The organism is Pseudomonas sp. MDV22-iso1, from assembly GCF_058145095.1.
Genome location: NZ_JBYVMF010000002.1, coordinates 314,576 through 327,164 on the forward strand (window position 1 = coordinate 314,576; position 12,589 = coordinate 327,164).

Annotated in this window: 12 protein-coding genes; 9 read left to right on the forward strand and 3 right to left on the reverse strand. The window is 59.7% G+C overall.

What is annotated here, in order from left to right; all coding sequences use genetic code 11:
* Positions 1-22 precede the first annotated feature (22 nt).
* Together AC3ZVB_RS03795 and AC3ZVB_RS03800 are read left to right on the forward strand one after the other, a co-directional pair.
* Complete coding sequence (locus tag AC3ZVB_RS03795) at positions 23-955, forward strand: SdiA-regulated domain-containing protein (protein ID WP_490145800.1); 933 nt, start codon at positions 23-25, stop codon at positions 953-955.
* 117 nt (positions 956-1,072) lie between these two features.
* Positions 1,073-1,990, forward strand: coding sequence for an SdiA-regulated domain-containing protein (locus tag AC3ZVB_RS03800; RefSeq protein WP_490145801.1), 918 nt, complete (start codon positions 1,073-1,075; stop codon positions 1,988-1,990).
* A 211-nt stretch (positions 1,991-2,201) separates the two neighbouring features.
* Here the strand turns inward: AC3ZVB_RS03800 and rpiA are convergent, their stop codons facing one another.
* Positions 2,202-2,876, reverse strand: a complete 675-nt coding sequence (rpiA, locus tag AC3ZVB_RS03805; RefSeq protein WP_162438382.1) for a ribose-5-phosphate isomerase RpiA — start codon at positions 2,874-2,876, stop codon at positions 2,202-2,204.
* 326 nt (positions 2,877-3,202) lie between these two features.
* Between rpiA and ilvA the strand changes: the two genes are divergently transcribed.
* Together ilvA and AC3ZVB_RS03815 are read left to right on the forward strand one after the other, a co-directional pair.
* Positions 3,203-4,717: a threonine ammonia-lyase, biosynthetic gene (ilvA, locus tag AC3ZVB_RS03810; protein WP_490145802.1), complete on the forward strand. Its 1,515-nt coding sequence runs from the start codon at positions 3,203-3,205 to the stop codon at positions 4,715-4,717.
* Between the two features lie 39 nt (positions 4,718-4,756).
* Positions 4,757-5,182: a DUF2269 domain-containing protein gene (locus AC3ZVB_RS03815; RefSeq protein ID WP_194691001.1), complete on the forward strand. Its 426-nt coding sequence runs from the start codon at positions 4,757-4,759 to the stop codon at positions 5,180-5,182.
* Positions 5,183-5,300: 118 nt separating this feature from the next.
* Here AC3ZVB_RS03815 and AC3ZVB_RS03820 read toward each other — a convergent pair whose 3' ends face one another.
* Positions 5,301-5,957: a histidinol-phosphatase gene (locus AC3ZVB_RS03820; protein WP_162438379.1), complete on the reverse strand. Its 657-nt coding sequence runs from the start codon at positions 5,955-5,957 to the stop codon at positions 5,301-5,303.
* Between the two features lie 143 nt (positions 5,958-6,100).
* Here AC3ZVB_RS03820 and AC3ZVB_RS03825 point away from each other — a divergent pair, with 143 nt between their 5' ends.
* Positions 6,101-6,580, forward strand: a complete 480-nt coding sequence (locus AC3ZVB_RS03825) for an RNA pyrophosphohydrolase (protein ID WP_007945562.1) — start codon at positions 6,101-6,103, stop codon at positions 6,578-6,580.
* Positions 6,581-6,602: 22 nt separating this feature from the next.
* Positions 6,603-8,882, forward strand: a complete 2,280-nt coding sequence (ptsP, locus tag AC3ZVB_RS03830) for a phosphoenolpyruvate--protein phosphotransferase (RefSeq protein ID WP_162438378.1) — start codon at positions 6,603-6,605, stop codon at positions 8,880-8,882.
* 133 nt (positions 8,883-9,015) lie between these two features.
* On the opposite strand, the gene AC3ZVB_RS03835 is transcribed toward ptsP, so the two are convergent.
* Positions 9,016-9,762 carry an NRDE family protein gene (locus AC3ZVB_RS03835; protein WP_490145803.1) on the reverse strand — a complete coding sequence of 249 codons (747 nt, stop codon included), beginning with the start codon at positions 9,760-9,762 and terminating at the stop codon, positions 9,016-9,018.
* 134 nt (positions 9,763-9,896) lie between these two features.
* Here AC3ZVB_RS03835 and AC3ZVB_RS03840 point away from each other — a divergent pair, with 134 nt between their 5' ends.
* The 3 genes from AC3ZVB_RS03840 to AC3ZVB_RS03850 all read left to right on the forward strand — a co-directional run bounded on the left by AC3ZVB_RS03840 (position 9,897) and on the right by AC3ZVB_RS03850 (position 12,589).
* Positions 9,897-10,679: a sulfite exporter TauE/SafE family protein gene (locus tag AC3ZVB_RS03840; protein ID WP_162438376.1), complete on the forward strand. Its 783-nt coding sequence runs from the start codon at positions 9,897-9,899 to the stop codon at positions 10,677-10,679.
* Between the two features lie 83 nt (positions 10,680-10,762).
* On the forward strand, positions 10,763-11,569 hold the full coding sequence (lgt, locus tag AC3ZVB_RS03845) for a prolipoprotein diacylglyceryl transferase (protein WP_162438375.1): 807 nt from the start codon (positions 10,763-10,765) through the stop codon (positions 11,567-11,569).
* A 48-nt stretch (positions 11,570-11,617) separates the two neighbouring features.
* A complete protein-coding gene (locus AC3ZVB_RS03850) occupies positions 11,618-12,589 on the forward strand; it encodes a thymidylate synthase (protein WP_490145804.1) in 972 nt (323 codons plus the stop codon).

The following is a 12,589-nucleotide window of genomic DNA, read 5'->3' on the forward strand; positions in this document are numbered from 1 at the left end:
AAATCCCTGGAATCATCCTTAGATGCCCATCCAACCGCTGCCCACGCTAAAACCTGCCCGCCGCCCGCGCTTTTTCATGCGTTGGTACTCCTGGCTTTTGCTGGTCGCTGCGGTCGTCTATGGCCTCGCCGTTGCCATGCACTGGGATGATCGGGGCGTGCTGTGGGTGATGGAGCGTTTCGAAACCCCGACCGAACGTCAGGAGAGTATCTGGCTGCCGGATTACCAGGCGGTGATCGACGCCAAGTTGCTGCCAGGCATGGAAAAGGACGAGGCATCCGATCTGGCCTACAACCCGCAAACCAAGACCCTGTTCTCGGTCATGGGCAAGAACCCCTTCCTGGTCGAACTGACGTTGCAGGGCGATGTGTTGCGCAAAATGCCGTTGGTGGGCTGGAGCAATCCAGAAGGCCTGACGGTGATGGATAATGGTCTGCTGGCTATTGTCGATGAGCGCGAGCACTTGCTGTCCATCGTCAAAGTCGATGCGCAAACCCGTGAATTGAACATTGCCGATTTCCCGAAGTTCGACCTTGGCCCTTCCAAAGATCAGAACAAAGCCTTCGAAGCCATCGTCTGGGATGCGCGCAATCAGCAGATGCTGTTGGGTGAAGAACGTCCGCCGGCGTTGTTTACCTGGAAAAGCAACGACAACGGCCAAACCCTTGCTGGCGATAAACAGAAGCTCGACAGCGACGAACTGGACATCCGCAATCTGTCTGCGCTGGCCATCGATCCCCGCACCGGGCATACCCTGGTGCTGTCAGCCGATTCCCACTTGTTGCTGGAACTGGACGAGAAGGGTGAGCAGGTCAGTTTCATGACGTTGCTGGGCGGCTTCAATGGTCTGAAGAAGACCATCCCGCGGGCTGAAGGCATGACCATGGATGAAGCGGGCAACCTGTATATGGTGAGCGAGCCCAACCTGTTTTATCGCTTCGAGAAGCAACGCTGATAACCGAGCGAGTAGGAATGCTTCTGTGTGGTTGTGGGACAGGGCAAGTGGCCATTAAGCTTCAGTTCAGACAGGCGTGGTATTTCATCCGCCTGTTTTGAATCCGAGCACACCAGAATGCGTCGATTGGCCCGTCCCAAACCTCTAATCCTGATCTTCTCAGTCATTGCGCTGATCGTCCTGGTCGCAATCGGCCAATACCTGCGTTTGTTCGAGCGCGGCTGGTTCAACCTGCACACGCTTTGGCAGCCGGAGAGCGAGCTCTCCATCGGTCTGGATCGCTATCAGGTGACGGTCGAGGCGCGGGTCATCGATGGTCTGGACGACGATGTGTCGGCGCTCACCTTCGATCCCATCCGTAAAAGCCTGTTTACCGTCACCAACAAGAATTCCGAACTGATCGAGCTCTCGCTGGATGGCCAGATCATCCGGCGCATCGCGCTGGTCGGTTTTGGTGATCCGGAAGCGGTGGAATTCATCAGCGCCGACACCTATGTGATCACTGACGAATACGAGCAACGGTTGATCAAGATTCATCTGGAGCCCACTACCACCTTCCTCGACGCGGCAGATGCCGAGCAGATCACCCTTGGCGTGCACATGAGTGGCAACACGGGTTTCGAAGGGCTGGCTTACGATTCGGTGGGCAAACGGCTGTTCGTCGCGAAAGAACGTAACCCGATGCTGATTTACGAAGTGCAGGGTTTTCCGCATTACGATCCGGAAAAGTCCTACGCAGTGCACGTGGTCAACAATCCGAAACGCGATGCGGGGATGTTTGTGCGAGACCTGTCGAGCCTGCAATACGACGAGCGCAGCGGTCACTTGCTGGCATTGTCCGACGAGTCGCGGCTGATTCTGGAACTGGACGTGGACGGGCGACCGCTGAGCACCATGTCGCTGAACAAGGGGCGTCAGGGCCTGAAGAAGTCGGTGCCCCAGGCAGAAGGGATCGCCATGGATGACGACGGCACGATGTACCTGGTGAGCGAGCCGAACCTGTTTTACGTGTTCAAGAAGCCGATACAACCCTGAGCAACACAAATCCCCTGTAGGGGGCGGCATTGTGGTGAGGGGATTTATCCCCGTTCGGCTGCGCAGCAGTCGTAAACCAGTGCATGTGGTGTGTCGGAGCTATGGGATTGCAAGCGTTGGGTCGCTTCGCGACCCAACGGGGCGGTGCGACGTTTCGCTAAATCCCCTCGCCACAAAAGCTCGCTCCCACAGGTTTTGTGCTGTGTCTGAATTACTGAGCGCGCAGGGTCTTCACACCTTCACTGGTCCCCAGCAACAACAGGTCCGCCGGGCGCGCCGCGAACAAGCCATTGGTGACCACGCCAACAATTGCATTGATCTGTTTTTCCAGTTCCACCGGATTGGTGATCTGCATGTTAAACACGTCGAGGATGATGTTGCCGTTGTCGGTCAGCACGCCTTCACGGTAAACCGGGTCGCCGCCAAGCTTGACCAGCTCGCGAGCGACGTGGCTGCGGGCCATCGGGATCACTTCCACCGGCAGCGGAAACTCGCCGAGTACCGGCACCAGTTTGCTGGCGTCGGCGATGCAGATGAAGGTCTTGGCCACGGCCGCGACAATCTTCTCGCGGGTCAGCGCCGCGCCGCCACCCTTGATCAGGTTCAGGTGCTCGTCACTTTCATCGGCGCCGTCGACGTAGAACTCCAGGTCGCTGACCGTGTTCAGTTCATACACGGGAATACCGTGGCCTTTGAGGCGGGCGGCGGTGGCTTCGGAGCTGGCAACCGCGCCGTCGAACGCACCTTTATGTTTCGCCAGGGCGTCGATGAAGCAGTTCGCGGTGGAGCCGGTGCCGACCCCGACGATGCTTTTGTCGTCGAGTTTCGGGAGGATGAAGTCGACGGCGGCTTGAGCCACTGCCTGTTTGAGTTGATCCTGGGTCATGCGGGCTCCGAGGTGCCGAAGAGGGGAACGAAAGGTCGGCATTATAGGCTTGGCTATGTGGCAGGTCATTGCCCGATTGGCGGGCGGAGCAGAATTGCTTTTGTGGCGAGGGGATTCATCCCCGTTCGGCGGCGCAGCCGTCGTAAAAACAGAGAATGCGGTGTGTCTGGGGGAATGCCGGGGGGTTGCTTCGCACTCCAGCGGGGATGAATCCCCTCGCTACAATGGATCTGTACGACCTAAAACCACCTGTTTAGTGTGGTCGCCCGCCCGAAAGCCGGGTTAGACTCCTTGGCCCTGCCCAACCCGCTCAGTGATGCTTTCCGATGCTCGAACAGTACGTCAAAAAGATCCTCACCTCGCGCGTTTATGACGTTGCCGTAGAAACCCCATTGCAGACTGCTCGCCAGCTCTCCGAGCGGCTGGACAACAACATTTGGCTCAAGCGCGAAGACTTGCAGCCGGTGTTCTCGTTCAAGATTCGCGGCGCCTACAACAAGCTGACCCAACTGAGCGACGAAGAACGCGCTCGTGGCGTGGTGACGGCTTCTGCGGGCAATCACGCTCAGGGACTGGCGCTTGCAGCCAAAGTGCTGGGCGTGAAAGCGACGATCGTCATGCCCAAGACCACCCCGGAAATCAAAGTGGAAGGCGTGCGCTCGCGAGGCGGCAAAGTGGTGCTGCACGGGGATTCGTTCCCGGAAGCCCTGGCCTACTCGCTGAAACTGGTCGACGAAAAAGGCTACGTCTATATCCACCCCTATGACGATCCCCACACCATTGCCGGGCAGGGCACGGTGGCCATGGAAATCTTGCGCCAACACCCGGGGCGTCTGGACGCGATATTCGTTCCAGTGGGCGGTGGCGGGCTGATCGCCGGGATCGCGGCGTACGTGAAGTACCTGCGACCTGAAATCAAAATCATCGGCGTGGAACCGGACGATTCCAACTGTCTGCAAGCGGCAATGGCAGCCGGTGAGCGTGTGGTTCTGCCGACCGTGGGCATCTTCGCCGACGGCGTCGCGGTGGCGCAGATTGGTCAGCACACCTTCGAGATCTGCAAGGATTACGTCGATGACGTGATCACCGTCAGCACCGATGAAATCTGTGCGGCGATCAAGGACATCTACGATGACACTCGCTCGATCACCGAGCCTGCAGGTGCGTTGGGCGTGGCCGGGATCAAGAAGTATGTCGAGCTGAACGGTGTGACCGGTCATACCTTCGTGGCCATCGACTCCGGTGCCAACGTCAATTTCGATCGTCTGCGTCATGTCGCCGAACGCGCCGAACTGGGAGAGGGCCGTGAAGCGATCATTGCCGTGACCATCCCCGAGAAGCCAGGCAGCTTCAAGGCGTTCTGCGAAGCCGTCGGCAAACGTCAGATCACCGAGTTCAACTACCGCTACAACACCGGCAGTGAAGCCCATATCTTCGTTGGCGTGCAGACGCATCCGGACACCGACCCGCGCAGTGCATTGATCGCCAGTCTCAGCGATCAGGGTTTTCCGGTACTCGACCTCACCGACAACGAACTGGCGAAGTTGCACATCCGTCATATGGTCGGCGGCCGTGCGGCACAGGTCGTCGATGAAGTGATTCTGCGCTTCGAATTTCCGGAACGTCCGGGCGCGCTGTTCAACTTCCTGAACAAGCTGGGCGGGCGCTGGAACATCTCGATGTTCCACTATCGCAACCACGGCGCGGCCGATGGGCGTGTGGTCGCAGGTCTGCAAGTGCCTCACGACGAGCGCCATCTGGTACCGGCGGCACTGGAAGAGATTGGTTACCCGTACTGGGACGAAAGCGACAACCCGGCCTATCTGCTGTTTCTGGGCTGAACGGCTACGCTGATGGGCAGATCATAAGGAAATCGAACAATGGAAACGTTAACCGCCCTGAAGATGGCGCACACTGCGGCGACGGCCATTTTGTTGGGTTGCGCGCTGGGCCTGGGAATATGGGTGTGGCAAACGCGGCGTAACGGTGACGCGACGGCACCCGCCCGCACATTGCAGCGGCCACGGGTTTTCGTGTGGGTCTTGATGGGACTGGCGCTGTTGAGCATGCCGTTCACCGGCTGGTGGATGGTGCATCTGGTGGGCTGGCCCCTGGGGCAGACGTGGCTGCTGGCGTCGAGCGTGCTTTATACCGTGGCAGCGTTGGCGTGGTTCTGGCTGCTGGTGCGACTGAACATGCTGCGCAAGGCACCGGGAGGGGGCGGCAAGTTCACCTTCGCTCTCGCATTGTTCAGCTTTACGTGTCTCGTCGCCATCGCCGGTTTGATGGGCGCCAAGCCGGTTTAGCGCGAAATCTGTAGCAGCTGCCGAGCCACGAGGCTGCGTTGCGGTCCGCAGGAGCGCCCATAGGGGCCGCTTCGCAGCCCAACGCAGCCTCGTGCCTCGGCAGCAGCTACAGATGGTTTCAGTCGCGCAGACTAATCACCGGCCAGCCACGCTTCTCGGCTTCGGCCCGCAGATTCGGGTCCGGGTCGACAGCAATCGGATTCGTCACCTGCTCCAGCAGCGGCAAATCATTCATCGAGTCGCTGTAGAAGTAACTGTCTTCCAGCGAATAGCCGGTTTCTTCCAGCCAGCGATTCAGCCTCGTCACCTTGCCGTCACGGAAGCACGGCACGTCGGTGCTGCGTCCGGTATATCGGCCGTCCGCCATTTCGCATTCGGTTGCGATCAGGGTTTCAACGCCCAGGCGCTGGGCAATCGGTGCGGTCACAAAGCGGTTGGTCGCGGTGATGATCACCAGTTTGTCGCCAGCGTCGCGGTGCTTGGCCAGCAACTCGATGGCCTGGGGCAGCACGATGGGTTCGATGCAATCGCGCATGTAATCGAGATGCCATTGGTCCAGCGTGGCCATCTCGGTGCGGCCGAGGATTTCCAGGCAAAAGTTCAGGTAGGCGTCGTTATCCAGCTTGCCCGCCAGGTAATCCTGATAAAACTCATCGTTGCGCGCCTTGTAGGCAACGGCATCGAGGAAACCGCGTTCGCACAGGTAATCGCCCCAGGCGTGGTCGCTGTCGCCGCCCAGAAGGGTGTTGTCCAAGTCGAATAAAGCCAGCCGCATTGCAGTTACTCGCTGAAAAGTCTGTAGAAAGGCGTCCAGAATACGGACTTTTCACAAGAGTGCACATAAGGTAGGCCGGCTCGTTGCTGCCTTCACAACCTTTGTGGAACAATGCGGCGACATGCGTTTGCGAGGTTGTTGCCGTGATCGACCCCGATGGTTTCCGCCCCAATGTCGGGATCATTCTCACGAATGATGCCGGACAGGTGCTATGGGCTCGCCGTATCAATCAAGATGCCTGGCAGTTTCCACAGGGAGGGATCAACCCCCAGGAGACGCCGGAAGACGCCTTGTATCGCGAGCTGAACGAAGAAGTGGGCCTGGAGCGCGAAGATGTTGAAATTCTCGCCTGCACCCGGGGCTGGTTGCGCTATCGTTTGCCGCAACGTCTGGTTAGGACTCACAGCCAACCGCTGTGCATCGGCCAGAAACAGAAATGGTTTCTCCTGCGCCTGATCTCCAACGAGCAGCGGGTGCGGATGGATTTGACCGGTAAACCGGAATTCGATGGCTGGCGCTGGGTCAGTTATTGGTATCCGTTGGGCCAGGTGGTGACATTCAAGCGCGAGGTGTATCGACGCGCTCTCAAAGAGCTTGCCCCGCGCCTTTTAACGCGCGACTGACGACGGAGTTCGACCCCGAGCCATGCTCAATACGCTGCGCAAGATCGTCCAGGAAGTTAACTCCGCCAAGGATCTCAAGTCGGCGTTGGGGATTATTGTGTTGCGCGTCAAAGAGGCCATGGGCAGCCAGGTCTGTTCGGTCTATCTGCTTGATCCCGAGAGCAACCGCTTTGTGCTGATGGCCACCGAGGGCTTGAACAAGCGCTCGATCGGCAAGGTCAGCATGGCGCCGAACGAAGGTCTGGTTGGCCTGGTCGGCACGCGTGAAGAACCCCTGAACCTCGAAAATGCAGCGGATCACCCGCGCTATCGCTACTTTGCCGAGACCGGGGAAGAGCGTTACGCCTCGTTCCTCGGTGCGCCGATCATTCACCACCGCCGCGTTGTCGGCGTGTTGGTCATTCAACAGAAAGAACGTCGTCAGTTCGATGAGGGTGAAGAAGCCTTCCTCGTGACCATGAGCGCGCAGCTCGCCGGCGTTATCGCCCACGCCGAAGCCACCGGTTCGATCCGTGGACTTGGCCGTCAGGGCAAGGGTATCCAGGAAGCGAAGTTTGTCGGCGTACCGGGTTCGCCGGGTGCGGCGGTCGGTACCGCGGTGGTCATGTTGCCTCCGGCGGATCTGGACGTGGTGCCAGACAAGACCATCACCGACATCAACGCCGAACTGGGCCTGTTCAAGACCGCCATCGAAGGCGTTCGCGCCGACATGCGCACCTTGTCCGCCAAGCTTGCGACGCAGCTGCGCCCTGAAGAGCGTGCGCTGTTCGATGTCTACCTGATGATGCTCGACGATGCCTCGCTGGGCAGCGAAATCACCACCGTGATCAAGACCGGCCAGTGGGCCCAGGGTGCGCTGCGCCAGGTGGTCACCGAACACGTCAACCGTTTCGAGCTGATGGACGACGCCTACCTGCGTGAGCGCGCCTCGGACGTCAAAGACCTTGGCCGCCGCCTGCTCGCCTACTTGCAGGAAGAGCGCCAGCAGAACCTGGTCTACCCGGAAAAGACCATTCTGGTCAGCGAAGAACTGACGCCGGCCATGCTCGGCGAGGTGCCGGAAGGCACGCTGGTCGGTCTGGTTTCGGTACTCGGTTCAGGTAACTCCCACGTCGCGATCCTCGCCCGGGCCATGGGCATTCCGACGGTGATGGGTCTGGTCGACCTGCCGTACGCCAAGGTCGACGGCATCGAGATGATCGTCGACGGCACACGTGGCGAGGTCTACACCAACCCGAGCGAAGTGCTGCGCAAGCAGTTCGCCGAAGTCGTCGAAGAAGAGAAACAACTGGCTCTGGGCCTCGACACCCTGCGCGACCTGCCGTGCGTAACGCTCGATGGCCACCGCATGCCGCTGTGGGTCAACACCGGCCTGCTGGCGGACGTGGCGCGGGCGCAGAAGCGGGGTGCCGAAGGCGTCGGTCTGTACCGCACCGAAGTGCCGTTCATGATCAACCAGCGCTTCCCGAGCGAAAAAGAGCAGTTGGCGATTTACCGCGAACAGCTCGCCGCGTTCCATCCGCAACCGGTGACCATGCGCAGCCTGGACATCGGCGGTGACAAGTCGCTGTCGTACTTCCCGATCAAGGAAGACAACCCGTTCCTCGGCTGGCGCGGCATCCGCGTCACCCTCGACCACCCGGAAATCTTCCTGGTGCAGACCCGTGCAATGCTCAAGGCCAGCGAAGGCCTGAACAACTTGCGGATTCTGCTGCCGATGATCTCCGGCACCCACGAACTCGAAGAAGCCCTGCACCTGATCCACCGGGCCTGGGGTGAGGTCCGCGACGAAGGTACCGACGTGCCGATGCCGCCGATTGGCGTGATGATCGAGATCCCGGCAGCGGTGTATCAGACCAAGGAACTGGCGCGGCAAGTGGATTTCCTGTCGGTCGGCTCCAACGACCTGACCCAGTACCTGTTGGCCGTCGACCGTAACAACCCCCGGGTCGCCGACCTGTACGACTATCTGCACCCGGCCGTGCTTCAGGCATTGCAGAACGTGGTCCGTGATGCCCATGCCGAAGGCAAGCCGGTGAGTATCTGCGGTGAAATGGCCGGTGATCCGGCCGCGGCGGTGCTGCTGATGGCGATGGGTTTCGACAGCCTGTCGATGAACGCCACCAACTTGCCGAAAGTGAAGTGGATGTTGCGTCAGATCAACCTGAGCAAGGCCAAGGAGTTGTTGGCCGAGTTGATGACCATCGACAACCCGCAAGTTATCCACAGCTCGCTGCAGTTGGCGCTGAAAAATCTTGGGTTGGCGAAGATGATCAATCCGGCTTCGGCGAAAACCCTCTGAAACGCTGATGGCCCCATCGCGAGCCAGCTCGGCTCCTACAATTGTGCTCCGGCGTACACAAAGGCGTGTTCACTGAAGATCAACTGTTGGAGCCGAGCTGGCTCGCGATGAGGCCAGACCTGACAACGCCCCTTTAAACGTTGACCTCCACTTCCCCAAGATGCCCGCCGTACGGCCCGAAACTCCTTTCGACCATCACCCGCGTCCCGTCCGCCTGAACAATCAACGCCGTACTTGCCCGCGTTCCGTAAGTCGGGCTGGCAATAAATACGCTCGACAGCAACGTTTCGGTGGCAAGCCCGACCCCTGTGTCCGGCAATTCGGCGAACGCCGCCGTCTGCGAATCGTTCAGCAGCGCCAGTAATGCCTTTGGCTGCGGATCATTCAGCGCGTCCTCCAGCGCCGCCCGCGCCTTCAGCAACTTGGGCCAGGGCGTATCCAAACCAGCGTTCGACAACCCGTAGACACCCGGCTGCAGCATCACCGCTTCAGTTTCCCGCGAGTTGAAATGCCAGAGCTCGTGATTATTGCCAACGAGCAGGTTAAACCCGGCATATTCGACCGAACGTCCTACAACGTCGGTTAAATAGTCATCAATTGGCATGTCGCCATTGATAAAGCGCGCTACCAGTTCACCGCGGGATTTGCGTGCTGGCGGTTGATGAGGATCGCGAATGTTCGTCAGCGCGGCGAATCGGCCGTTGGCACCGACGCCAAGCCAGGTGCCCCCGGCCTCTAGATCGCGCCCGGCATGCACGTGCGGTGATTCCGGCCATTGGGCCAGGGGCAGGCTGGGACGGGCATAGAATTCGTCGCGGTTGGCCGCCACGATCAACGGCTGGGCGTGACCTGGGCGCCAGGCGAAAACAATCAGGCACATAAGGTGGTCCTTGTGTGTTTTTTGCCCACTCTACGCAGTCATCGTCTGTCGATCCATCGCCTTGCACAGTGGAGCCCAAGGGCATCCATCCGTTACCATGCCGCTCCTATTTTCGGGATGTGCGGGAAACGGCCATGGAATTTCTGCTCTACCTGGCGCTGGGCGCCTGCGCAGGTGTGCTGGCCGGGCTGTTCGGGGTCGGTGGCGGGATCATTATTGTCCCGGTGCTGGTGTTCAGCTTTACCTTGCAGGGCTTCGATACGTCGATCCTGACCCATCTCGCCGTCGGCACATCGCTGGCGACCATTATTTTCACCTCGGTCAATGCGATACGTGAGCATCACCGTCGCGGGGCGGTGCGCTGGCCGATCTTTGCGTGGATGACCCTCGGTATTCTCATCGGCGCCGGTTTCGGCGCGCTGACGGCCGAAGCGATTTCCGGCCCGAACCTGCAGAAGATCATTGGCGTGTTCGCGCTGATCATCGCCGTGCAGCTCGCCCTGGACGTCAAACCCAAGGCCAGCCGAACGGTGCCCGGCAAAGTCGGTCTGACCGTAGCCGGTAGCGTCATCGGCTGGGCCTCGGCGATTTTTGGCATTGGTGGCGGTTCGCTCACGGTGCCGTTTTTGACCTGGCGCAGCGTGCCGATGCAGCAGGCGGTGGCGACATCGTCTGCATGCGGTCTGCCGATTGCGTTGGCCAGTGCGTTAAGTTTCATGATTCTGGGCTGGCACGATCCGTTGCTGCCGGCCCATAGTCTCGGTTTTATTTATTTGCCGGCGCTGCTCGGGATTGCCCTGACCAGCATGTTTTTCGCCCGCGTCGGCGCTCGACTGGCACACAAGCTTTCGCCGAAGTTGCTGAAAAGACTGTTTGCCGCTTTGCTGTTCTGCGTCGGTTTGAGCTTTCTGCTCTGACGCATTCCGCAATACTGGCTTAATCCTGGCGTGACAGCGTCGCCCGGGAATTTCGAACGTTTCAACTCTAACGAGGAGTCGCAATGCTGCCTTACCCGCAGATCGATCCGGTGGCCCTGGCCATCGGTCCGCTGAAAATCCACTGGTACGGCTTGATGTACCTGATCGGCATTGGCGGCGCCTGGCTGCTGGCGTCCCGTCGCCTGAACCGGTTCGACCCGACCTGGACCAAGGAGAAACTCTCCGACATGGTCTTCTGGATGTCGATGGGTGTCATCGTCGGTGGCCGTCTGGGCTATGTGCTCTTCTACGATCTGAGTGCTTATCTGGCCAATCCGACACTGATTTTTGAAGTGTGGAAGGGTGGCATGTCGTTCCACGGCGGGTTCATCGGCGTGATGCTGGCGGCATTGTGGTTCGGTAAAAAGAACGGCAAGTCGTTCTTCCAGCTGATGGACTTCGTCGCGCCGATGGTGCCGATTGGTCTCGGCGCCGGGCGCATCGGCAACTTCATCAATGCCGAACTGTGGGGCAAGGCAACCGACGTGCCATGGGCAATGGTCTTCCCGACCGATCCGGCACAACTGGCGCGCCACCCGTCGCAGCTGTATCAGTTCGCGCTCGAAGGTGTGGCGCTGTTCCTGATCTTGTGGCTGTACTCGCGCAAGCCTCGGCCGACCATGGCGGTGTCCGGCATGTTCGCACTGTTCTATGGCATCTTCCGTTTCATCGTCGAATTCGTCCGCGTTCCGGACGCTCAACTGGGCTATCTGGCCTGGAACTGGCTGACCATGGGCCAGGTACTGTGCGTACCGATGATCCTCGCCGGGTTGTTCCTGATCTGGCTGGCGTATCACCGCGCTCCGGCAACGCCAGCGGCGGCCGTATAAATTCGAACCCCGGGGCGACGGCTCCGGGTTCAAGGACACAGGTAATTCATGAAGCAATATCTCGAACTGGTCGCCCACGTCATCAAGAACGGCACCAAGCAGGCCAACCGCACTGGCGTGAACACCATCAGCTTTCCTGGCGCGATGCTGCGTTACGACCTGAAGGAAGGTTTCCCGGCGATCACCACCCGCAAGATGGCGTTCAAATCGGCTATCGGTGAAATGTGCGGTTTTCTGCGTGGCGTGAACAACGCCGCCGAATTCCGTGCATTGGGCTGCAAGGTCTGGGATCAGAACGCCAACGAAAACGCCCAATGGCTGGCTAACCCGTTCCGTCAGGGCGAAGACGACCTCGGCGAGATCTACGGCGTGCAATGGCGCAAATGGCCAGCGTACAAGCAGATCCCGGTCAGCAACCAGGCCGCTATCGAGCAGACCCTGAACCAGGGCTATCGCCAAATCGCCGAAGGTGAAGAAGACGGACAGGCCTACGTGGTGCTGTACAAGGCGATCGACCAGATTCGCCAGTGCGTCGACACCATCATCAAGGACCCGGGTAGCCGTCGTATCCTGTTCCATGGCTGGAACGTCGCCCAACTCGATGAAATGGCCCTGCCGCCGTGCCACCTGCTGTATCAGTTCCACCCGAATGTCGAGACCAAAGAGATCTCTCTGACCCTCTACATCCGCTCGAACGACCTGGGCCTTGGCACGCCGTTCAACCTCACTGAAGGCGCCGCGCTGCTGAGCCTGATCGGTCGCCTGACCGGTTACACACCGCGCTGGTTCACCTATTTCATCGGCGACGCCCACGTCTACGAAAACCACCTGGACATGCTGAACGAACAGCTCAAGCGCGAGCCGTTCCCGATGCCGAAGCTGGTCATCAGTGATCGTGTGCCGGAGTTCGCCAAAACGGGTGTTTATCAGCCGGAGTGGCTGGAGCAGATCGAACCGAGTGATTTCTCGCTGGAAGGCTACGAGCATCACCCGCCGATGACCGCGCCGATGGCGGTCTGA

Excerpts from the sequence above, each read along its gene's own strand:
- AC3ZVB_RS03795 (WP_490145800.1), top strand. The coding sequence starts at position 23 with ATGCCCATCCAACCGCTGCCCACGCTAAAACCTGCCCGCCGCCCGCGC.
- AC3ZVB_RS03800 (WP_490145801.1), top strand. The coding sequence starts at position 1,073 with ATGCGTCGATTGGCCCGTCCCAAACCTCTAATCCTGATCTTCTCAGTC.
- rpiA (WP_162438382.1), bottom strand. The coding sequence starts at position 2,876 with ATGACCCAGGATCAACTCAAACAGGCAGTGGCTCAAGCCGCCGTCGAC.
- ilvA (WP_490145802.1), top strand. The coding sequence starts at position 3,203 with ATGCTCGAACAGTACGTCAAAAAGATCCTCACCTCGCGCGTTTATGAC.
- AC3ZVB_RS03815 (WP_194691001.1), top strand. The coding sequence starts at position 4,757 with ATGGAAACGTTAACCGCCCTGAAGATGGCGCACACTGCGGCGACGGCC.
- AC3ZVB_RS03820 (WP_162438379.1), bottom strand. The coding sequence starts at position 5,957 with ATGCGGCTGGCTTTATTCGACTTGGACAACACCCTTCTGGGCGGCGAC.
- ptsP (WP_162438378.1), top strand. The coding sequence starts at position 6,603 with ATGCTCAATACGCTGCGCAAGATCGTCCAGGAAGTTAACTCCGCCAAG.
- AC3ZVB_RS03835 (WP_490145803.1), bottom strand. The coding sequence starts at position 9,762 with ATGTGCCTGATTGTTTTCGCCTGGCGCCCAGGTCACGCCCAGCCGTTG.
- AC3ZVB_RS03840 (WP_162438376.1), top strand. The coding sequence starts at position 9,897 with ATGGAATTTCTGCTCTACCTGGCGCTGGGCGCCTGCGCAGGTGTGCTG.
- lgt (WP_162438375.1), top strand. The coding sequence starts at position 10,763 with ATGCTGCCTTACCCGCAGATCGATCCGGTGGCCCTGGCCATCGGTCCG.
- AC3ZVB_RS03850 (WP_490145804.1), top strand. The coding sequence starts at position 11,618 with ATGAAGCAATATCTCGAACTGGTCGCCCACGTCATCAAGAACGGCACC.